At 44.1% G+C, this 22,497-nt stretch carries 23 protein-coding genes; 3 read left to right on the top strand and 20 right to left on the bottom strand.

The annotated features are described in order from the left end of the window. Positions 1-9: 9 nt before the first annotated feature. The 8 genes from AN963_RS21415 to AN963_RS30485 all read right to left on the bottom strand — a co-directional run bounded on the left by AN963_RS21415 (position 10) and on the right by AN963_RS30485 (position 6,933). Complete coding sequence (locus tag AN963_RS21415; protein ID WP_055746596.1) at positions 10-1,128, bottom strand: low temperature requirement protein A; 1,119 nt, start codon at positions 1,126-1,128, stop codon at positions 10-12. Then, positions 1,125-1,790: an alpha/beta hydrolase gene (locus AN963_RS21410; protein WP_055746595.1), complete on the bottom strand. Its 666-nt coding sequence runs from the start codon at positions 1,788-1,790 to the stop codon at positions 1,125-1,127. The genes AN963_RS21415 and AN963_RS21410 overlap by 4 nt, the downstream gene beginning before the upstream one ends. Further along, the gene (locus tag AN963_RS21405; RefSeq protein ID WP_055746594.1) at positions 1,787-2,737 is read right to left on the bottom strand and encodes a ring-cleaving dioxygenase; all 951 of its coding nucleotides are present in this window, start codon (positions 2,735-2,737) and stop codon (positions 1,787-1,789) included. The genes AN963_RS21410 and AN963_RS21405 overlap by 4 nt, the downstream gene beginning before the upstream one ends. A 137-nt stretch (positions 2,738-2,874) precedes the next feature. After that, on the bottom strand, positions 2,875-4,080 hold the full coding sequence (locus AN963_RS21400) for an MFS transporter (RefSeq protein WP_055746593.1): 1,206 nt from the start codon (positions 4,078-4,080) through the stop codon (positions 2,875-2,877). After that, entirely contained in the window at positions 4,073-4,510 is a 438-nt protein-coding gene (locus AN963_RS21395) for a hypothetical protein (protein WP_055746592.1), read from the bottom strand. Before AN963_RS21395 ends, AN963_RS21400 begins: the two co-directional genes overlap by 8 nt. A 127-nt stretch (positions 4,511-4,637) precedes the next feature. Beyond that, positions 4,638-4,832 (bottom strand): CDGSH iron-sulfur domain-containing protein, encoded by a 195-nt coding sequence (locus tag AN963_RS21390; protein ID WP_055746591.1) that lies wholly within the window; start codon positions 4,830-4,832, stop codon positions 4,638-4,640. 61 nt (positions 4,833-4,893) lie between these two features. After that, positions 4,894-6,729, bottom strand: coding sequence for an amidohydrolase (locus AN963_RS21385; RefSeq protein ID WP_055746590.1), 1,836 nt, complete (start codon positions 6,727-6,729; stop codon positions 4,894-4,896). Positions 6,730-6,765: 36 nt separating this feature from the next. Next, a complete protein-coding gene (locus AN963_RS30485; RefSeq protein WP_083497024.1) occupies positions 6,766-6,933 on the bottom strand; it encodes a XapX domain-containing protein in 168 nt (55 codons plus the stop codon). 281 nt (positions 6,934-7,214) lie between these two features. Between AN963_RS30485 and AN963_RS21380 the strand changes: the two genes are divergently transcribed. The 3 genes from AN963_RS21380 to AN963_RS21370 all read left to right on the top strand — a co-directional run bounded on the left by AN963_RS21380 (position 7,215) and on the right by AN963_RS21370 (position 9,499). Continuing rightward, complete coding sequence (locus AN963_RS21380; protein ID WP_055746589.1) at positions 7,215-7,679, top strand: Dps family protein; 465 nt, start codon at positions 7,215-7,217, stop codon at positions 7,677-7,679. A gap of 237 nt (positions 7,680-7,916) precedes the next feature. After that, positions 7,917-8,555, top strand: a complete 639-nt coding sequence (locus tag AN963_RS21375; protein WP_055746588.1) for a hydrolase — start codon at positions 7,917-7,919, stop codon at positions 8,553-8,555. 104 nt (positions 8,556-8,659) lie between these two features. Continuing rightward, positions 8,660-9,499, top strand: coding sequence for an alpha/beta fold hydrolase (locus AN963_RS21370; RefSeq protein ID WP_055746587.1), 840 nt, complete (start codon positions 8,660-8,662; stop codon positions 9,497-9,499). Positions 9,500-9,717: 218 nt separating this feature from the next. Here AN963_RS21370 and AN963_RS21365 read toward each other — a convergent pair whose 3' ends face one another. From AN963_RS21365 to AN963_RS21315, 12 genes are all read right to left on the bottom strand, one after another. Next, positions 9,718-11,280, bottom strand: coding sequence for a response regulator (locus tag AN963_RS21365; RefSeq protein WP_055746586.1), 1,563 nt, complete (start codon positions 11,278-11,280; stop codon positions 9,718-9,720). After that, positions 11,273-13,174, bottom strand: coding sequence for a sensor histidine kinase (locus AN963_RS21360; RefSeq protein ID WP_055747816.1), 1,902 nt, complete (start codon positions 13,172-13,174; stop codon positions 11,273-11,275). Before AN963_RS21360 ends, AN963_RS21365 begins: the two co-directional genes overlap by 8 nt. 35 nt (positions 13,175-13,209) lie before the next feature. Continuing rightward, on the bottom strand, positions 13,210-14,910 hold the full coding sequence (locus AN963_RS21355) for an extracellular solute-binding protein (RefSeq protein WP_055746585.1): 1,701 nt from the start codon (positions 14,908-14,910) through the stop codon (positions 13,210-13,212). Between the two features lie 485 nt (positions 14,911-15,395). Further along, a complete protein-coding gene (locus tag AN963_RS21350; protein WP_055746584.1) occupies positions 15,396-16,256 on the bottom strand; it encodes a LysR family transcriptional regulator in 861 nt (286 codons plus the stop codon). Next, on the bottom strand, positions 16,241-17,140 hold the full coding sequence (locus AN963_RS21345) for a LysR family transcriptional regulator (RefSeq protein ID WP_055746583.1): 900 nt from the start codon (positions 17,138-17,140) through the stop codon (positions 16,241-16,243). The genes AN963_RS21350 and AN963_RS21345 overlap by 16 nt, the downstream gene beginning before the upstream one ends. Before the next feature lie 221 nt (positions 17,141-17,361). Further along, positions 17,362-17,622 (bottom strand): hypothetical protein, encoded by a 261-nt coding sequence (locus tag AN963_RS21340; protein ID WP_055746582.1) that lies wholly within the window; start codon positions 17,620-17,622, stop codon positions 17,362-17,364. Between the two features lie 679 nt (positions 17,623-18,301). Continuing rightward, on the bottom strand, positions 18,302-18,637 hold the full coding sequence (locus AN963_RS21335; RefSeq protein ID WP_055746581.1) for a sunset domain-containing protein: 336 nt from the start codon (positions 18,635-18,637) through the stop codon (positions 18,302-18,304). Then, on the bottom strand, positions 18,634-18,759 hold the full coding sequence (locus AN963_RS32085) for a hypothetical protein (RefSeq protein WP_236708050.1): 126 nt from the start codon (positions 18,757-18,759) through the stop codon (positions 18,634-18,636). The genes AN963_RS21335 and AN963_RS32085 overlap by 4 nt, the downstream gene beginning before the upstream one ends. Positions 18,760-19,229: 470 nt before the next feature. Beyond that, positions 19,230-19,991: an SDR family NAD(P)-dependent oxidoreductase gene (locus AN963_RS21330; RefSeq protein ID WP_055746580.1), complete on the bottom strand. Its 762-nt coding sequence runs from the start codon at positions 19,989-19,991 to the stop codon at positions 19,230-19,232. Between the two features lie 52 nt (positions 19,992-20,043). After that, positions 20,044-20,526, bottom strand: a complete 483-nt coding sequence (locus tag AN963_RS21325; protein WP_055746579.1) for a MarR family winged helix-turn-helix transcriptional regulator — start codon at positions 20,524-20,526, stop codon at positions 20,044-20,046. Positions 20,527-20,580: 54 nt separating this feature from the next. Then, a complete protein-coding gene (locus tag AN963_RS21320) occupies positions 20,581-21,603 on the bottom strand; it encodes a hypothetical protein (RefSeq protein ID WP_055746578.1) in 1,023 nt (340 codons plus the stop codon). A 222-nt stretch (positions 21,604-21,825) separates the two neighbouring features. Beyond that, positions 21,826-22,362: a DUF1572 family protein gene (locus AN963_RS21315; RefSeq protein ID WP_055746577.1), complete on the bottom strand. Its 537-nt coding sequence runs from the start codon at positions 22,360-22,362 to the stop codon at positions 21,826-21,828. Between the last annotated feature and the right edge of the window lie 135 nt (positions 22,363-22,497).

Raw genomic sequence — 22,497 nt, 5'->3', positions numbered from 1 at the left:
ATATAATCCTCAAGTCGTTACTTTCGCATAAATGATAAAGAACATCATCATTTCTCCAATTACAACATAATTAGGTACGTAAAAAATGTTGTCCAACGCATATAAACATCCGAGCAGTCCTAATAATACCGCCAAAGAGCAGGCTCTCAACCTTGTATGTTTCTGTCTGTATCGGTGGAAAACAAATGATGTTGAAATAAAATAAAGCAGAACCGACCCGAAAATAAAACCCAACATAAGTGGATAATGTAGTTGCTGCTGAAATAGTAATTGGATCGAAGCAGCTATAAAACCCATGGATACATAAATGAATAAATGACCATAAATAATCGTTTGGCCGGCTGTTTGTATCTCCTTACTCACTTTCCTTTCCAGATTATTAAAATACTGCCACCACATTGCAATCACCAATACAAATGTAAATAAGGCGAACAAAATAGATGTCCAGGTCCAGCTACTAGACTGTAAGACCGTAAGGATACTAATAACCGACTCACCAATAAGAATAAGTGTAAATAATCCAAATCGCTCCAATAAGTGATGGGTATGTGTGGGTGTAATGATCAGGTACCGCCGGCTGAATAATGGCAGCATGATGTCTACAGCTATTCCAGCATACAGAATCGCATAACGGATCCATGAGTCAAAGAAAAGCGAGGAGGTAGATATGACTATCCCTATCCAAAAGTAAGTCCCCAAATATTTTGCGGTCATTCGCTGATGTGTTCGATTTGATTTGTGTACCGTAAGATATTGAATGGCTGTCAGTGCTCTCGAACCAATATAGCCTACAAAGAAGGGAATATAGTATCGATCAAAATTGACGGATAGGCTTGCTGTCATAATAAGAACAAAAAACAGTTGAAAGATCATGAAAATCCGATGAGTACCAATATCCTGGCCAAAGCGATTATTAAAGAGCGTTTGTCCCACCCAACTCCACCAGATTGGAATGAATATTAAAACAAATTTGATTAAATATTCAACGGAAATGGTCCCATAGCTAGAATGTAACAAGACATGGTTAGCTTTTGACACTGCCGCTACAAAAAGCAAATCATAAAAAAGTTCCAACCAAGTTACTTTTTTCTCGGCTACAACCTCAGCACTGCCTTTAATTGCTCTCATATAAAAGTATCATCACTCGTTATACTGTCCGCCCTCTTTTCATGATCAGACTGATTTTGAAATTTTTCCCTAAACCATATCGCAGCTGCTTTCGCTTCGTTATAGATTAATTGGTGACCGTTGTTTTCCCAATGAACTCTTACAACAGCTCCCGAATCACGCAGCAAGCTTTGGAGCTCCTCTGTCTCACGTGGGGAACAAATCGGATCATTTTTCCCGGCACCGATAAAAATAGGTACATCAGACAAGTCCGGCAATTGGATACCGCGCAATGGAATCATCGGATGATGAAGGATGGCCCCTCTGAACACATTTTGATAATGGAAAAGAAGGCTCGCAATGATATTCGCTCCGTTCGAATAGCCGATGGCAACCAAATTATCGCGATCAAACCCGTATTCCTTGGCGGACTGGTTCAAGAATTCATTCACTTCTTTGGTGCGGAATACTAAATCCTCTTCGTCAAACACGCCTTCCGAGATTCGTTTAAAGAAACGTGGCATTCCGTTTTCCAGCACATTTCCCCTTAAGGAGAGAATGGACGATTTTGGGGAAACGAGCGTTGCCAGTGGCAACAAATCTTGCTCCGTCCCGCCCGTCCCGTGAAAAAGGACAAGTGTGGGCGCGTGTAAATCGCTGCCCTTTTCAAAGATGTGTCTCATTTCTTGTCCCCTTCAAGCACTCTCACTTCAATTGAGGCCAAGTTAGCTTCAATTTTATCGCGTTCGGATTCGTACCACTCCGGGAGCATCAATTTTTCACCTAAAGAATCGGGAGCTTCATCGCGTGCGAAACCTGGAGGATCAGTTGCAATTTCAAATAAGATGCCGCCGTCCTCCCGGAAATAAATCGCATTGAAGTACTGCCGATCTATAATATGAGTTGGTTTATAACCTCTCTCAGTTACTTTTTGATGCCATTGCTCATGCTCCAGGAAGTCTTTCGCACGCCAGGCAATGTGATGAACCGTACCAGCTCCTCCATGCCCCCACTTCTGATTATCAAGAGGAATATCGATCAGATTCCCGATATCTCCGGAAGCTTGAAAACGTGAATATCCGGCGTCTTCTCCTACTTTTTTCAGACCCATGACATTTTCGAGCACATGCATCGTCTTCTCTGCGTTTACGCTGAGCAGAACGGCACCGCCGAATCCTTTAATCGTTTTGTCCGCAGGAATTCCGCCAAATGACCAACTGTTGCTTATTCCTTCTTCGCGCTCAACAAGTTCAAGATGAAGCCCATCGTTATCCCTAAACTGAAGATAAGTTTCTTGAAACCTGGTTGCTTTAATTGGGGTAATGTCAAAGCTGTTGAGTCGTTCTTCCCAGAAGTCAAGTGAGCCGTGCGGCACGACAAACGTAATTATACCGACTTGCCCCCCACCAATTTCTCCCCGCCGAGAGTTAGGCCAAGGAAAAAAAGTCATTATAGAGCCAGGACTTCCTGATTTATCACCGAAATAAAGGTGGTAAACCTCTGGAGCGTCAAAGTTGATGGTTTTCTTAACGAGCCTAAGACCGAGTATGCCTGCATAAAAATTGACGTTCTCCTGCGGATTACGTGAAAATGCTGTAATATGATGGATCCCTGCAGTTTCTAATGTCATATGAGTTCACTCCTTTTCCCACGTGTCTCTATCACGATTTCATAGGCCCATAATACACTATACTTATGAATAACTAAAATGAATATAAATCATAAGGGTCATATATATTTAGTTATGAATATCATGATTTAGTTTATTTAGTTTTTCCCAAGTGCGTGTTGTTCTTCCAATTGAATAAAAAAGGGCACAATCATGCTTAAGAACAATAATCCTGCCAAGATTTCAAAAGTGAATAAATAGCCCCTGACATCTATCAGATAAATGGAAATGATCGACCCAAGAGAAGCGCCTATGAACACCATAAACATATGAAACGAAACCGCAATCGCTCGGATTTCCCCAGCCATGTGACCGATTAGTGAGATTAATGATGGAAGAGCCATAGCTATTCCCAGTACAAATACAACACTCATCGATATTAAATAAATGATGTTAAGACTCAAACCTAACAATCCTAAGCCGCTTCCAGCTAAGATTAATCCACACCATAATACGTTCTTGACACCAATTTTTGTAACCAATCTTCCGGCAAACGGAGAAACTGCCATGCCCAAAATACCAATCGCACGAACCCATAGAATATCTTGATGACTTAACCCGAAGATCGGGCTGCTTAAGTAACTTCCAAGAGTCGCGAAAAATCCGACAAGCGAAATAAAGAGTGAAGCGGAAACGATGTAGCACAGAGGTAATCCTTTTCGTTTGAAAATATCGCCTACCCGCAAAAAAGAAGTAACAAAGCTGCCAGTTGTTTGCTGTATTTTGTCGTTTGGTATAAAAAAGGTAAGCAAGATAGAAGATATTCCATATACTGCGGAAAGTAGGTAGAATACATAGGACCAATTTACTAACTTCAAAACAACAAAGCTGCTATATATTTGTCCAACGATGGTGGCCATTAAAAAAGCCGTACTAATGAACCCGATAATGGTTGCTCTCCTTTCAACCGGAAACATTTCCATCGCATAAGCCAAAACAGACGGTGGGAACATCGATGCCGCTAAACCTTGCAAGGCCCGAAGAGCAACAAGCCAAGAAAAACTGTCGACATTACCTATTAGTGGTGTTATTACCGTAAGCAATAATAACCCCGATAGCATCATTTTTTTTCGTCCAAATCGATCTGATAAAACTCCAAACAGTAGACCCCCACCTGCAAAAGCAAACGAGAAGGCACTGCTACTCCAAGCAGCTTGCGAAGACGACACTTTGAATACATCTACAAACACTGCTATTAATGGAATAGTTAAATACACACACGATACTACAACTAAAGTACACCAGAAAAGGATTCCGGTAATGAATGCGATATTTGACGATCTAATAAATTGTTCGTTACCCAAAATGTTCCCCCCCTGCTTTTTTCATGGAAACATCATGATTACGCTTATTTTGAATGTCAGACGCCTTTACGTTAGAAAAGACATTGATAGCAAATATCAAGATACCGGTTCCAGCCACAGCTTCACCAATACGCTTTAACATGGTAATCCAATCCGGTGCATAGCCGTGGACCATTAAGGTTAGCGTAATAAGCATTACGGGTAAGCCGAGGCCATGTAACCAGAAGTGCCATTTTGCCAGTCGAGATTTTGATGCTTTTGGAAAAAGTAAATATGTAAACCCGCAAAGAGCCATTGTTGCCCACCCAAAAAGATTCGCATGAGCATGCACGCTAGTTAATGCAAAATTCAGTGTTGTACCCATGTAAATGCCAATACTAATGCCAACTAGAATATATATAACTGCCATTTTCAAAAAGCGTAAACCCATTAAAATGCCCTCCTGTTAATAATTAGGATGAAGTCAAGAAGCTGTTAGCGACCGCCTGACTTCAGTAAAGCACTCTTGCAAGTATACGGGGTCAATAATGACCCCGCCTCGATACCTTTTAGATTCATTAAGCCCGAGTAGTGCTTTCGAATTTACCTTTGTGTGTCAAGTCACAGAATGGCTTTTGGTTTGATAATCCGCAACGACAAAGAATGAAAGATTCTTTTGTCTCAAAGCGGTTCCCTTCTGCATCCACCAATTCTACATTACCCGTTACACGCAACGGACCGTTGTCCATCACTTTAATCGTTACATTGGACATTCGCTCATTCCCTTTCTAATTCGAATCTATTTTACTTTTGTGCAACCCCTCTGAAGTTCCATCAGAACACGAAGCAATCCAAGTCGCAAAAACCGTTGCCGTGATGATGATTGCATTTATGATGACTATGATGGCTATGGGGCATATGTAACGCGGCGCCACCACCGCCTCCATGATTTGAGTCCTTATAGTACCCACCAAAGTAATTGTGTGGTGCCCAGTCCGGACTGGCTTTAGGAGCCGGGGGTGATAGTCTTTGAAATTCAAGTGATCCATAAACAATCTTTCCGCCTACGACCGTAAACACCGATTCGATTCTCTTAATTTCTTCTTCCGGAACTTGGAAGAAGTTATCAGACAAGATCGACAGGTCCGCATATTGGCCTGCTTTAATTTTTCCCTTTACGTCCTCCTCCCTCGAGAACCAAGCATTACCGGATGTATACATACGAAGCGCTTGATGGCGGTCCAACCGATTAGAAGCAGGGTACAAGCTAAGCCCACCAAGCGTTTTTCCAGTAACCAGCCAATAGAGGGCAACCCACGGGTTATAACTGGCTACCCTTGTAGCGTCTGTACCTACACCTACTCTCAATCCTGCCGTAAGCATCTTTGTAATGGGAGGTGAGTTTTCCGCTGCTTCTGCTCCGTACCTATCGACGAAATATTCTCCTTGAAAAGCCATCCGGTTTTGAACGGCAATCGAACCACCTAAAGCGACGACACGTTCCAAATCCTTCTCACGAATCGTTTCAGCATGGTCTAAAATCCAGCGTAAATCTTTAAATGGAACTTCTTTATTTACACGTTCAAACACGTCGAGGAAGCGTGAGATCGACTCACCATACGTTGCGTGGAGCCGGAAAGGCCATCGTTGTTGCACCAGATGTCTGGTTACCCCGAATAAATCATTCTCCAACACAGCAGGCAATTCCGGACGGGGCTCAACGAAGTCTTCGAAATCAGCCGCACTGTAAACCAGCATTTCACCCGCGCCGTTGTGACGATAGTAAGGGCTGCCTGTATAAGGCTGCGAAGTGGCTGTCCATGATTGAAAATCGTCCAGTTCATGATTTGGGTGTTGGGTAAAAAGATTGTATGCCGTACGGACGGTAATCTCCCCACGTTTATCCAGTTCCTCATAAACTTGATAATCATCGGGGTAGTTCTGAAAACCGCCGCCAGCATCAATTACACTCGTAATTCCAAAGCGATTTAATTCCCGCATAAACAGCCGTGTGGAATTCAACTGATCTTCATAGGAAAGCTTTGGTCCCTTTGCAAGAGTGGCATACAATATCGTTGCATTCGGTCGTGCAATTAGCATTCCAGTCGGATTGCCTTTGCTATCCCGCTGAATTTCTCCGCCCGGCGGATTAGGAGTATCCTTCGTATACCCAACTACCCGCAAGGCTGCTTTGTTCAAAAAGGCTTGCCGGTATAAATTAAGAATGAATACCGGAGTCTCCGGAGCAATCAGATTGATTTCATCCAATGTCGGCATCCGGCGCTCCTTAAATTGAAACTCTGTCCATCCGCCTACAACCCGAACCCAATGCGGTGCAGGCGTGCGGTCCACTTGATTTTTTAACATACGCAAGGCGTCGGCAATCGATGGCACTCCATCCCAACGAAGTTCGAGGTTATAGTTCAATCCACCGCGTATGAGATGAATATGGGAATCATTTAATCCTGGAATCAGAATGCGTTTATTTCCATCCACGACTTCAGTTACAGGTCCTTTATACTGCATAATGTCGGAATCACTGCCTACGGCTAAAAAACGGTCTCCCTTAATCGCTACTGCCGTTGCCATGGGGTTAGATTCGTCCATCGTCACAATGTTAGCGTTGAAAATCAATAGGTCAGCCTCTATCATGTTAGTCTCAATCGACATCCCTTTATCCCCTCCTAAATTGAGTTATAAAGATGATTAATGATTCAGCAGCAATTTAATCCACGGGATAAGCCGTTGTCCTAGAAACATGCCAATGAGCCCTATCAACCCTAACATTGGAGGGGCCGGGGACGGTATACGCAGGGATTGAAAAACAACTCCAATCACAATCCCGGTACCTAGCGCTAATAATATAGACCACATAAATGTGCCTCCTCTCTCGGAAGACTCTGGACTAAAAGGTTCTTTCGCCCTTTCGCCCTGATTATAGTAGCGTCATAAAGTATCTATCAATATGGATATATCTATATAAACTATAAGGAGAGCCTATGTTTTGATAGACTTTCAAACCATAGGATCTATCTATATCTTCTATAAAGAAAACAGAATTGATTGAAGTATTTGGTTTACATACTATAAATACATGCGACGAAATGCTGTCGTAAATGAGGTAATGTCACTTTTATATAATGGAGTGTTCCTACATGAAAACTACCGCGGAAACTAAAACGATTCAAGAGATTCAGGAGATTTTGAACAAACAAGTTTCAAACTGGAGCGTGCTGTATGTAAAGCTGCACAACTTTCACTGGTATGTGAAAGGCTCTCAGTTCTTCACACTGCACACAAAATTCCAAGAGTTCTATGAAGCAGCGGCACTCTACATCGATGATCTTGCCGAGCGTGTGCTCGTTCTAGGAGGCAAACCAGAAGCAACCATGAAGCGCTACCTGGAGATCTCCAGCATTAAGGAGGCCAAGGGCGATGAGAGTGCCGAGCAGATGATCGATGCTTTGATTGAGGATTTCAACATTGTTGTCGAGGAGCTGAAGGTAGGGATGGAGAAGGCTGGGAAAGCGAATGATGAAACAACAGCCGACATGCTACTTGCGATCCACAGCACGGTTGAGAAAAATATATGGATGCTTAAAGCTTTCAACAACCGTTAAGATATGAAATAGTGAAAAGGGTTGAGAGAAACACTCTCAGCCCTTTTTTGATGGATAAACGGAATTATTTGTACGGATTCTTCTCACTTGCTTTATAGGTCTTTTGATATTTATAGTTTTCTCCTATGAAATATATAGAAAACTGAAGATTGTTTGCACAGTTGCATTTCAATAGACTGAGTACATGCAGCGGGAATCCCTGTTGTAATCATATATGGAAAAGGTTGGGATATTAGTATGTTTAACGGGAAGAGAGATTTACTTACGGCTGATAACTCTGCAATTATTCTTGTAGATCACCAGCCTCAAATGCTCTTTGGTGTTCAAAGTGCTGACCGCCAAACCATCATTAACAATACGGTTGGATTGGCCAAGACAGCCAAAGTTTTCAATGCACCCATCATTCTTACGACCGTAGCTGCGGAAACATTCTCAGGCCCGATTCATCCGCATATTCAAGAGGTATTTCCAGATCATAAACCGATTGACCGTACAACAATGAATTCTTGGGAAGACGAAAATTTCGTAGAAGCTGTGAAGAAAACAGGCCGTAAAAAGCTAATCATGGCAGCACTTTGGACGGAAGTTTGTCTTGCTTTCCCTGTAATTGCTGCCATCAAAGACGGATATGAAGTATACATTGTAACGGATGCTTCTGGTGGGAGTACTACGGAAGCGCATAACATGTCCATTCAACGCATGATACAAGCAGGAGCAATCCCCGTTACTTGGCAGGCTGTTCTGCTTGAGTACCAACGCGATTGGGCACGCGAAGAAACATATGACGCAGTTATGTCGATCGTTATGGAACACAGCGGGGCTTATGGTGCGGGTGTTGTTTATGCCCAAACGATGTTTGGCGGCCACGGGGGATAAACCTATTCATCCCAAAAACAGTTTGATTATGACTGTCTTAGCTTGTGGAATATGCCTAAAGTGAGTGTACTATACTAAAACCATTTCTATAGGAAGTGAAAAGGATGGCTAAATTAAAAGTCGGAACAGAAAACGGACAACCCATTGAATTGTACTTTGAGGATCTTGGCGCAGGCAAACCTGTGATTTTAATCCATGGCTGGCCACTGAGCGGGCGCTCCTGGGAGAGTCAAGTTCCAGCGCTTATCGAAGCAGGTTACCGCGTGATTACCTATGACCGCCGCGGATTCGGACAATCCTCCCAACCGTGGAACGGTTACGACTATGATACGTTTGCGATGGATCTCCATAAGCTAATTATACATCTAGACCTTAACGACGTAACACTGGTCGGATTTTCGATGGGTGGCGGAGAGGTTGCCCGTTATGTTGGCACATACGGATCAAGCCGTGTCAAAAAAGCAGTGTTGGCTGCTGCGGTTCCGCCGTTCTTTTATAAATCTGCCGAGCATCCAGAAGGCGGTCTGGATGAAGCTACCGTTCAGGGCTTCCAAGAGGGTTTGAAAAAAGACCGTATCGCCTTCCTTGACGGCTTCAGTCACAACTTCTTTAAAGCTGGGGATAGAACTGACCTGGTGAGCGAGTCCTTCCGTGCATACAACCTTGATATTGCTTCTTATGCTTCGCCAAAGGGGACGCTGGATTGCGTTGATGCCTTCGGCCGGACGGATTTCCGTGGCGATTTGGCGAAATTCAATATCCCATTGCTTGTTATCCATGGCGATTCTGATGCGATCGTGCCGCTTGAGGTAAGTGGTCAACTGTCCCACGAAGCTGTTGCAGGCAGTCAACTCGTCGTAATTGAAGGTGGACCACATGGTTTGAACGCGACTCACCCAGAAGAATTCAATACCGCTTTGATTCACTTCCTTAATACCAAATGAATGAACAGTCTCGGGAATCATCAGTTACTAAAAATTAACTAGTACCTATAGAATTGATGAAAAGGTGTGAACTGTGCCCCATAAGAAGGACACTTTGAAAAAAAATGACCCTCTTGTGGGTCATTTTTGTTTTAATCTAGGTATGGATGAGTCCGAGTCGGCCATCACGTACACACCTGCATTTAAGTTGGCAGCAGTAAGTTCAGTGCAATCTTTGCTCATACCTGGGTTTCAAACAGTCTTCGCTGGCTTCGGAATTCCAGCGCTGTGATGCCTTCGGTATCCTTGAATATTCTAGTAAAATGCTTCACATTTTCGAATCCAACCTGTTCACTGATTTCGTACACCTTCAAATCGGAGTGCACCAGCAGTTCCTTCGCCTTGTCCAACCTTAACCGGCGAAGATAGTTCGAGAAACTCTCACCGCTATATTCTTGGAAAGCATGGCTGAAATACGAGTAATTGAGTGAGAAATGGTTGGACACGACCGCCATGTTCAAAGCTTCGGCATAATGCGTCTGCAAGTAGGTGAGAACTTTGTGCATCGTATTTTGTTCCGTCGGCGCTTGCTCTCTCCGATCTTGGATGAAACGATCCAGACTATCGAGAAGCTGCTCGATGGCTATGTAATAATCTTCAAATCGATCGAAGTTCCCTATGTGACCAACATAGGCGTACGTACTTAATAGACAGAGTACCTTATACCCGTAGATGCGGAACAACTTGTCGAACAGCTCCTCATTGAGTAGCTGGCTAATACGTTCCAGATAGCCGATCTCACAGCTGCTAATAATGCGAACATCGAGGATTTGATCGAGAAGCTGTTTGATTTCATCCCCGCGTCCCATTCCAACGAGATTCAATATTCGTTGAATCAACTCAACTGGAACGACATGCCGCTCATCGCGTTCACTTATAATGGTGTAGTCCAGCACGTCGAGTTCTGGAAGCAGAATACCATATTTCAAGGTTTGCTTCGCTTGGCTGTATGCCCACCTTATCTGCTCTATCCCTTGAACAGAATCGCTAATCGCAATTCGCAGCTGCGACTCATATACACTCAACCTCCACCGTTCCGCCAACTGGTAGAACATAACCGGATCGCGTGCGATCATAATCGTTCCGCCTTTTCCATCACGCGTGAGCATCCAATCCATATGCCCTTGTAACAGCTCAGCGATTTGATTCCTGAAAGAAGCAGCATCCGTACTGCTAGCCTGTGATCCTCCACCGCGTCGCGTAAGCAAGCCCAGCGTGTATCCTGCATTCAACCAGCTTAAGCCGGCCTGCTTCACTTTGTTCTGTGTTATCCCATCACCCACATCCTTCTGGGTCAAATACATAGTAACTAGCTCGGCAGCAAAAAGGCTGGCATCTTCGCCCGCCTTGTCTGCTCGCTCTTCTCTCATCCTTATGTCCCGCATTAATCGCTCCAGGACGGCAAACAACTCCTCCCGTATCACAGGCTTTATGAGATAATCTTTCGCCGCACAGCGGATTCCTTTCTGCGCATATTCGAAGTCATTATAGCCAGACAGCAATACTACCTCGGGTTTAACCGGATGGTCTTGCAGCTGCTCGAGCAGTTCGATCCCATCCATAATTGGCATTCGGATATCTGTGAACATAATATCCGCAGGCTCCTGGCGAAGCAGCTCCAGCGCCTCTTGTCCATTCTCGGCAAATCGGTAGTTGAACAGATTAGGAAACTGCCTCTCAATTATCGATTGCAAGCCCCTCCGAATGATCTTCTCATCGTCGACGATAAGCAAGCTAATCATAGATGTCCATTCTCCCTCCCATGACCCGATACGGCAAAGTCATGATTATGCGTGTATAGCTTCCTTCCTGACTCTCGATCTGAATCCCATATTCCGCCCCATAGCTCATCACTAAGCGTTGGTCTACATTACGCAGACCGATTCCATTGCTTTCCTGGTTATCCTTACGAACGAATAATTGCCGGACCTCCTGGTAAGCGGACTCTTCCATTCGTAGCATTCGATTCACTAAGTCTAGCTTCTCTTCCGGTATGCCGCAGCCGCTGTCAGTGATCTCTATGACACAAGCTTGATCACGCCGGACGGCAGAGATCGTAATGACAAGCTTTCCATCGCTGGAATGCATGCGGCTCATCCCGTGCTTGATTGAATTCTCTACTGCGGGCTGCAGTGACATTTTGAGCGATTCCTGCTTGATGCATTCCGGTGCAATCAACAATCGGAGATCAAGTCTTCCATCATAACGGATGTTCATGACGGCTACATAATGCTGGACCTGCTGAATCTCATCGCTTAGCATCACGTAATCCCGCTTCCATTCCATCGAATATCGCATCATACCGCCTAGCGAGGTCATTATGTCCGATATAAGGTACTGCCCTTCAATCTCTGCCAGCATCTTGACGTTCTCCAGCGTATTAAAGAGGAAGTGGGAATCGATCTGGTTCTTCAGCGCCCGAAGCTCGGCTTCTTTGCCTGCAGCATGTCTAGCTGCTTGCTCTTGAATGAGCTCGTTAATCTTCAGAATGAGCATACGGTAATGAAAGGCCAGCTCTCCTACCTCATCGGTACCGGTAATCGGCGGCATCTCAACGTTGAAGTTACCGCTTCTTACCTGTTGCATCGATTCTCTTAACGCCTTAAGCCTGCGCAAAATCATCGCCTGCATCGAGTAAGATAGCAGTACGAGAAATGCCACTAGTAACAAAATGAGTACAATATAACGAACTCTTGAATGGTTAATGCCTTCCATCGTCTCCGCAAGACTAACCATATTGATCAGATGTACGTCGATCGACGGAATGTAGCTCTGAAAAGCCAAGTAGGACTGCCCATTAACCTTGAACCGTACCGTCTCGATATCTGTATTGCTCGTCAGCTTCACGCTGTTTATCAACTGCTCCGCGCTGTGCTGTTCGAACACAGGTGACTCCTTCAAGCTGAATACCCGTCCGCCCCTTGCTACTACGATCAGCTGAGAGTTCATGTCCTGCACGCTATCGAACGTTTGAGAGAAGAAATTCGACAACTTCATCGATATCTCTAGAATCCCGTTATGTGTTACGTTGTCCGCATATTTGAATTCCTGCAAGTACGTCATGAAGGGCTCATTCTGCGATGGTTCGGATGGCGCACCGGTGAGGGCGACGTTCTCCTGTATCTCCCACCAAGGCACACCGCTCTGCTTCATCACCTCATCATGCCAAGGCTTGTCCTGAATACGTGATTCCTGTAGGATGACGGGCCAAATCTCATTCACATAAATGTTGTCCGTGAACAACCGGACATTCGCAATTCGTGGATTGTTGAACAGAAAATATTGAAAGCTGTTGACCACATCTTTCTTAATATGAAGAACATATGCTGTATCCTGAAACTGTTCAATTTGCAGATAATTGTTCATTTCCCGATTGGATAACGCAAGCTGACCGGTCCATCTCATCAGTTCTATGTTATTATCAATGTTTATCTTCTCTACTTCCAGCACATTCTCGTTGGTCTCCGTCAATTCTTTCATTGCACTGGCGTACTCTTCATTGAGCGTATACCAGGAGAATAGAACAACCGGAATGAAGATAACGAACACAAATGACAGGATCAGTTTGACTTGAAGCGAAAGTTTAAACGTAAATGCACGTATCCCTAATAACCATCGGATTGCCGTGAATCGCATCTCCTGTTTCACATCCTGCTGCTTCCTCTATAGAACTATTGATTGAACGACGACTTCAGCTTCTGTACATTTCGTTCATAGGCTGCTTGGCGGCTATCTAGGATGAATTCATACTCGGGATCCTCGGTAGTGCTCTTCATGAATTTGGTGTACAGTTGATCGAATTCAGCATCTGACTTGGACATCAACAGCTTCGGCAGCGTCTCGGCCCAGAGCCGCGTGTTTTTTTCAAACGCAATACCTTCCTTCGTCGTCGGGTCCGGATCTAGATTTTCGAACTCGCTCATGCTGATCGTCTTGCCCCTCGTCCAATCCGTAATTTGTTTGGAAGGCTCAGCACCCATCCCCGTCATCCATGCTAGATTCATGTTCGTATCCATTAGCATCCAGTACATATAATCACCGCCATATTTTCTTTCGAACGCTTGACGGTCGGTGTTGAGCAGGTGCATGACCTCCGGCCGGAACTGATCTTTGCCGTCTATCGTATCGTAGGTAACGCCCTTCTCTCCTAAGAACAGATCCTTGTTTCCCTCTTCGCTGAGCAAATAGCTGAGGAAGGCAATTGCCCGCTTCTTATCCTTGACATTCTTCGAAATGAGCGTCACCGTCCAACCGGAGACGCCATTTCCTGCAAGTGTTGGCGCATCATGCGCATCATTCGCCGGACCATCTATCGCGATATACACCTTATTCGGGTCCTTCTGATACAACTTTTGGTTAATCTCTGAAAAATCAGACCACTGATACAACATGGCAAAATAGCGCCCTTGCGATATTTTTTCATCCTTCTCCCATCGTTTTTCATCAAGAAAGACATCTGTCGGCATCAGCCCATCCTCATTCGCTTGGCGGAACACCTTTAGCCATTTCAGATAGGTTGGATCGCTTCGACGGTCGTACAGTTTGCCGTTTTTCTGCTGCGGAATGGCTAGGAAGTCTTGAAGATATGATTCCAACGAATAGTTGCCGGTTTCCGTAAATTCATGCAGGCCGATCGGAATGAGCGGCTGACCGTCCACTTCCGGAAACTTCTCCTTCGCAGCCTTCAGCGCACCGAGAAACCCTTCCGGCGTGCTCATATCCGGCTTCCCAAGTGCTTCATATATGTCTTTCCGAACAACAAAGGTCTGATTAGACGTAAAAAGCTGACCATATTTTCGATAATCCGCAGGGGATGAAGATGCATTCGGGTAGCTATACACATTGCCGTCAGCCTGTGTAAACCAGCTAAGCTTCGTGGGGTCTGCGACTTTAAAGAAATAAGGATCATACTGATCCGCTAGCTCATTCAATGGAAGCACCATATCTCCATTAATCATCTTCTGCACGGCATCCTCGTACCAGCCTAACGTGATGAAGTCAGGGAGCGACCTTGCTGACATCAACGTGTTGAGCTTCTCGCCGGCGTCCCCAGTAGGCACGATAAAGTTCAAACTGACGCCCGTCTTCTTCGTTATATAATCGGAAACGACGTTTCCTCCCCACTTGCCGGTGAACCAATCGAAGTTGATATACCAGTCAAACGTGATCGGTGTCGTGTCCAGCTTCCAAGCAGGCTCATCCGAAGAAGGCTTTATTCGAGATGCATTTGCCTCCATAAGATTAGCTTTCGAGTCCGCACGCTCCTCAGCAGTGCCATTGCTCGACATGTTAGTGTTCCCGGAACAAGCCGCTAACGTCCAACACATCATCAGAGCTAGTAACAGCATTGCTGATTTACACATTCTATCCATTCATAATTCTCCTTTGTCTGTACAGTGGTAAAATTAATATCCTATTATTGTAATATATCTCTCTAGTATAAAAGTTACTGCAAGCAGAAGGAAAGAGCCCCCACTCACATTATATGCAGGCCATATTTCCTATGCTGACAACGAGAATAAGCGAGCATGACAAGGAAATATTCCTTCGTCTTGGCTCGCTTTCGTTAGCTATGATGTTCTAGTTATAATTCATAATCTCCAGCGTTATAAGACGCTCTTTCCAAATATCAAGTGCGCCTACCGGTACGATGTATGTGGTAATAATAGTTCCTGATAGAGCAAAATAAATTGGAAAACAATTTCTTCCTCTCTATACATTGTATAGCTAATATCTATATATCCAGCACGCTGGCATCCATCTATCTTCCCTGCCGCCCCTTTCTAAGGAAAAAGACCTGCAGGAAAGCTATCTTTTTGCCGTATTTGCGATGGCCGTAGCCTGCCAACTTTTTTGATTATTCTAGAAAAAAATCGATACATTTCTGAACAGAAGGATTATTGTAATGATACTTTTTAAAAATAAGCTTGATCTCACGAAGAGGCGTTGGACCTACGAGACGAATCATTTTCAATTGCTGACCAGAAAAGTTTTCAATTAAAGAAGTAGGTAAAATAGCTACCCCCATCTTATGTAGTACCATAGAAAGAAGAATTGCCGTGGAAGTTGACTCAAACTTTGATTGCAAGGATTTGGCGATTTTAGCGCTGAATGTATGAAGATGCTCGATTAAACTAATATCCCCAACAAATAAGGGAGATTCTAAATTTTCTAGCTCTTGAAAAGAAACAAAGGTTCGATCTGCCCATGGATGATCCGCATAAACGACCAATGCTTGTTCTTCTTTATATAGGTGCATCATATGAATTTCTTTATTTGGATTATAATTGTCGGTAATGCCAATATCGATATTACTATTCAATAATTGCTGTGATGTATTTTCTGCACTGGCAAATTTTAATGTAATGTCAGGATACTGTTCATGGAATTTCAAAAAACGGGGTACTAAACATAAAAAATCCGTGGGCGAAATGCCTATCGAAAGTTTATTTGCCCGAGCATTGCGTAACTCGTAAGTTTCTTTCTTCGATTCTTCAATGAGCCTCATCACGGAAAGAGCTTTTTCGTAAAGTATTTCCCCGTCAGCTGTAATCTTTACCCCTCTACCAACTCTCTCAAACAAAGGGGTTCCAACTTCTACCTCTAGAGAACGGATCTGTTGACTTAAAGTAGGTTGAGAAGTCATTAAAACTTCTGCAGCCTTAGTAAAGCTTCCTTCTTTGCAAATTTGAATGAAACATTCTAATTGCCTGAACATGAAAGATTCACCTCAAACTCTCTTACATACGAATTCATCTCTTGAATGAATATGCGTGCAGTGGACCTCATAGCAACGGAATTAAGATATACAAGAGATATTTCCCAATAAGGAACATGGCCTTCTAATTTGACAATACGCAAAGAATCGTCCCATAGACTTTCGAGCAAAGATGTTGGTATAAGAGCTGCTCCAAGTCCATGACGAACCCAATGAATCAATACTGAAGTGGAGGACGTTTCTATTATCGACTTCAAGGTAAAGCCACAAGAGAAACAATACATATCTATTAATGATTTGTTTTGCTCTCGGAACATGATCGAATTCATTTGCTTCAAAGATCGAAAAGGAATCGAAGTTTTATCGGCCAAAGGATGTCCTGAGTGAATCAACAGCGCCATTTCTTGTCTATACAAATAAGTCGAAATGACCGAAGCATCAGAAACCGGATATGTAGTGATTCCAATGTCTACCTTTTGTTCCAAAACTTTATTCTCAGCATCCTCTGCATCGATAATTTTCAATAAAATATTCGGGTACTTTTGGTGAAATCTCATAAAGTAAGGAGCAAGATATTCAAGTTCAGCAGGACAACATCCAATAGAAATTGTTTCTCTAGATTTATTGTTTCGGCCATTTATTTCATTTCGCGCCTCCTCAAGAAGATTCATAATAGCGTTGCCCTTATTCAAGAGAATTTTTCCCGCTTCCGTTACTTCAACTCCCCTACTTCCCCGATCGAACAATTGAATATTATACTCATCTTCCAAAACCCGCATTTGCTGACTTAGTGTAGGCTGAGTCACACCTAATTCTTCTTTAGCTTTGGTGAAACTTCCTGATTTGCAAATTTGAATAAAATATTCAAGCTGGCGCAATTCCACAGTGTATCCCCCCTTAGTTAATCCAAATTAGGAAAGGGAAGTTCAAACACAAACTTCCACCAGTTCATTCATTAATTGTTTGTCCGAACCGAGCGAGCGGTACGAAGGGAGTGATGGAGGGAGGGCGACGGTGCGATCGGACTGATACCGGTGCTTCAAGGCTATTTACCCGTCGAATCCGTCGTCGTTGTCTTTTCCGATATTACCCACCAAGGAGGCGCCTAGAATGGATTTTCAATTCCGCGATTTCCATTGGCGTGCCTTCGATCTCGATGCCGTATATTGTAGCTTTCATTGACTAATCCTCTCTTATGGTTTTTCACTTCCAGCCGCTTTTTCAGCCTACAAAATTCAGCGTATAGCCGCTTTACTTTTTCGTCCTGTAGACGATACGCCGCCAGAAGGTTGTCGTAGTCGTGGTTTGAGCTGATCGTCGCCGATATGTCCTTCGCATTGTGGAGCTTGATCCTCGGTCTTGGCATAGAAGTCCCCCCGTTCGCAATTCAGCAAAAAAATAAAGGTGGGAAAGCACCGACGCACTTATGCATTTGCTAGTTTGTTTTGTCCTTCGGTTTCTTTAACATGGCGATTACCAAGACACCTATATTCGCCTTGCTGGCCGGTACTTTTCTTGGTGCTTCCCGTACTGATGTTCACCCGCTGGTGGTGATGAGCGTGATCGTGGTAATTGCTGGACTTTGTAAACATTATATGAGGAACCTGTCATGTAATATATCCGCTAGATTTCAGGTGAAGGTTACTAGATTTTAGGGTTGGTGCGTTGGGAACACTGTGTGTGGTCTGAAAATATGAAGAGCCCACTTCTCGATTCGCGGAGCTGGATCACCAGTATGGCCCCTTCTCCCCTGCAGGTTGTGTTGTCCTGCAGTTCCTCAGTACAATGAGCCTCTCGGACTCCCTTCCTGCTAGTAATCATTTCATCTTTTGGACTTATAGATCACTTTGTTTACGGGTATAAAAAATTTTTTTCCGTGCAGGGGAGGGTCTCCCCAGTTCACATCATCCTTTCTTTCCATGCCGATCCCCTTACGCCGGAGGATTCTTCACTGCTGCTCCAAGTACTTAGCCGTTTCCGTAGCCTTCACCCATTGAAGCGAGGTTCGGCTTCCCCTTGTCCTAGCAAGAAAAATAAAAAACCGCTCAGAATAAGAGCGGTTTTTTTGTGTGTATACCTTCATTTTCAGGAACACAACGATCAGGCATTATTGGCTTTTGAGCATCTGCTTCAGAGCAGAACCATTCAATATTTGCTGTAGTTTTGTCGTAAGATTGTCCGCCATGGATATGGTATATCCTTGAATTTTTGTTCCCTTTTATTGTCGGTTTTTCACATACCTTTGACCGTTCTTTGGCTGGTGTCGGGCTGGCTGGTTTAACCGGTGCTTGAGCTGGCGTAGCGGGAGCTGGTTGAGCGATCGTATAGTTTACGGATTGAAAGTTCTTTGTGTCGTTCCACATTCTTTCGAACTGGCTCATAAAAGGATTTTGCTACCGACGCATCCCTCACTACCATTGAGCACTTCATCATTTACGGTACTTGCCCCTTGAGAATAATTGAAAGAACCCGTCGTCGCAATCTTTCGATCAGCAACCACCATCTTCAGGTGCATCAGGCCGCTGTGTGAGTATTTTGGTCGGTATACCAGCGCTTCCTAAAACTGATTCCCTCTGTCACCTTCTCTTGATAGAAAATCCTTCGACTCTATTATATTGTTTGGTTCCAAAACCTATTCCCTCCTCGCATGTTGGCGAACCAACAAAGGCCGCAGATTTCTACGCCGGCAGTCTTTATTTTTGTTTGTTCCGCTATCGAACCCGTTAGTTCAATAGAAATGATTGCTTCACTGCGGTCAGGAAATACCGAAAATTATGACTGTTAAGATACGCCGGTTGTTTGGCGCTGCCCAGAGCGCGCGGCGTCCGCAGCTGCCCACGTATTGTTCTTGTCCTGGACCAAAGACAAGAACATATATCGTTAAAACAAAACGAATGGATCGAAGATGAATCCGAGAATATCGAGCTAGACTGGGTAAAAGAACAGGTACAGCAAAGCTAGGATTTTCAAAAGCTAGATTCTTGTCCTCGCCACATACGGATAAATCGGATCTCTTAATTCGAAGTCATATGTTTTTACATTCACAATTCCAACAACTTTATCGCCATCGTAAAGATCTAACATAAATCCAGCCATTTCTTTTGCAGTATGAAATTTTGGAACTAATCCTTCATAATTAAACTCATCTAAATCCAGAGCACTTTTAATAAATTCAGTTTCAGTTGCAGCAGGAGCCAAGACTTTTACTTGTATAGAAGCTCCTTTTTCTTTCAATTCTTGTGCGAAACCTTCTGTAAAGGCACTTACATAGAACTTTGTGGCGCAGTAGGCCACAGAATTGCCAACAATTTGGTACCCTCCTCCTGAAGAAATATTGATTATTTGCGTTCCTTCAACATCTGCATAATCACGTACATAAAGAGACGACAGAACTGTTAAGGCTTCAATATTCAAGTGAAGCATTGTCGTAACTTTGTTTAAATTTTGTTCCCCAACAGAAGCAAAGCTTCCAGACCCAGCATTGTTGATCCAGGTCTCGATCTGATAATCCTGAAGACTTTCGTAGAATTCATAAACATTTGCAGTAACAGATAAGTCAACAGTTCGAATGACAACATCCAGGTCCGGGTTAATGTTAGCCACTTTTGATTTTAACTTTTCCAATTCCTCCGTTCTGCGAGCTGCTATAATTAAGTTTTTTCCACGAGCCGCAAAAGCAAGAGCCGTTTCATACCCAATTCCTGAGCTGGCCCCCGTAATAACCGTATATTTCATATAAATCCCTCCTAATTTTAATCAATCGCTTTGTTTAGAATCCTTCATTAAACTAATCTACAAAGAAACTCCGGATATAAAATTCCTGTTGTTTGAGCATATAATCCGAAGCTTTTCTCATCATCTCTGCAAAGAGCAGGCTTTCTTCCTCCCCTAGATGGTTAACGAGATCAACAAACATATTAAGGCGGGCCTCATTAATGCGTTGTATATACTTTTTACCTTTATCCGAAAGCTGGATCCTGACAACTCTCCGATCGGCAGGATCGGCATGACGCTCGACAAGTTCCTGTGCTTCCAGACTGTTGATATGCTGCGTTACCGTTGGTGAAGTGACGTTCAGTTTTCCGCTTATTTCCGAAACCATCAATCCCGGACCGACATCCTTGACATTCATGCTGATGAAATAGAGAACCATTATCTCGCCTGGCTTTTGATTGTATACCGTGCGATTCTGCATCATATTTCCACTAACTTGCGATTGGAAGTACGATTCCATTAATTGCTTTGCGATTTTCTTCTGCTCATCCGACAATCCATTCACTCCTCAAATACGTATATCGGTTCCAGATGCAATGACGCAATTGTGCTAAGACTCCATTACGGCTGCATGTCGCGCTGCTATGGTGTAAAATACTTCCTTAGGCTCCCAAGGCATGTCGGGGTAAGTCGTACCATGGCTATCTTTCAACACCCGCACGATTCCGTAAGACGCTCGATCAAAATCGTGATTGGGGTCTTCGTCGTACGACAGGTTGTGGCAAGCAAAGGTACACCAGAATGCTGTGTCGACTCCAGCTTCTTCAAATACGTTGATGCTATCGTTGAAGTATTGGCTCTGTTCGGACTCATCACGCTCGTAGCTGCCTGTCAGTCGAACGGCACGCGCACCGTCCCACTCGACGATGAACATTCCTCTTGCGCCCAAATTGAATGCGCCCTTGAAGGTCGTGCATCCGAACTCGGAGATTACCAGAGGCTTATTTGAGCTGGCCAGCTTCTTGATTGAATCCGCATAGAGATCCGCAATCTCAGCAGAGTTGTAGGCGTCGACAGCGATGAAGTCGAAAGGTTCCCAGTTCACAGGTTCGGTAGGCAGGGCCGCGTACGTAACACGACCCCCGAACCGGGCTCGCACGACGTTTACAGCACGTGTTAGGAAGCCGTTGAGCAGAGCCGGCAGTTTCGTGAACGCCGCACGGCTAACTGTCGGTTCGGACAAAGCCGCGAGGCGATCCTGCAGAGTCTCGCCGGGCAAGAAGCCGCGGGTAAAGAGCATCAGTTCGGCACCCGTGACCATGATCACCTCCGCCCCCGCAACCCGGAGGCGTTCAGCCCGCGAGGCACAGTCCGCAAGCAAGGCAAGCAGTTCCTCTTGGTCGAGTTCGTTCGTGAACGGCGAGAACCACACCTCGAGGCCCGCTGCCGCTGCCGCTTGCGCGGCGATCTCTAAGCGATTAGGCTCGCCGCCTGTCACGCGTACGGCAGTGCAATGCAGGTCGCGCCGTATAATTTCCATCTCCCTGTACACTCTCGCCGCATCGAAATCAGGGTATGTGCTGGTTCCTTCACTTAAAAAACCCGTGTCATAGGTCAATCCACGCATGCGCATAATGGACTACTTCCTTTCGTTTTTAAAATACATAGACAACCTAATACTTAGGTTACTAATTAAATAGGTAACCTAAGTATATGCAAATAAAAGTGGATAGTCAATTAAGTTGTTGCTTGATGCACTAAATTAAACTGCCCGTTAGGTTAACAAAAGAAGCTGCCTCGGAAGGCAGCTCTTGTTCTTACTGTTATGCAACTATCGAACCCGATAGTTCAATGATTAATGGTACTGACCGGTTATGTTTTCTTTAATATCTTTCAGTAATTTGGAGAGCAGTACAATTTGTCCCGCATGATAACCATAGTGAGTAGCAACCTGAATAAGCAGAATTCTAATGACTCTTACATCATAAGTTTCGCCTTCCGACGCGTTAACTCGATGCATCTTATTCCAATCCTCTAGAGTATACCGGATTATGACTTCTCTATTTAAATCCTTCTCAGATAGGATCGATAATGTACTTGTCGATTCGGATCGTGTTTTCAATAGAAGAATCTTCAATTCATCTCTAGTAATACTCCCTTCGGGGTCAAATTCTCGTCGAGAGCGTTCCCTTATGAACGGTTTGTTACCGATTGCACTTACGAAATTTTGATATTCATTTCCTGCTAAATGTAAGCAAAGATTTCCGATACTGTTTGTCGAAACCTTCAGCTTTTTCCAAATCAAATCATCATCGAGGTGATCCAAGCTCTTCATAATACGAGTAAGCTGTTTATCCATGTCTTCGAGCACGTTCTTTACTAGCTCCAGCATAGCTTTACTCCTCTACAATTTAATGTCACCGACATTCTAACATGGTTTAGGACTCCAAACTATCCTGCCCAATAGCTTAATGAGGCTGCTGGATCATCTCCAGCAGCCTCTGATGATTTTGTTAAGGTATCGAAT

Origin of the sequence: Brevibacillus choshinensis (genome assembly GCF_001420695.1) — a bacterium.
GTDB classification, from domain to species: domain Bacteria; phylum Bacillota; class Bacilli; order Brevibacillales; family Brevibacillaceae; genus Brevibacillus; species Brevibacillus choshinensis.
This window is presented reverse-complemented; position numbering and strand designations above follow the sequence as displayed.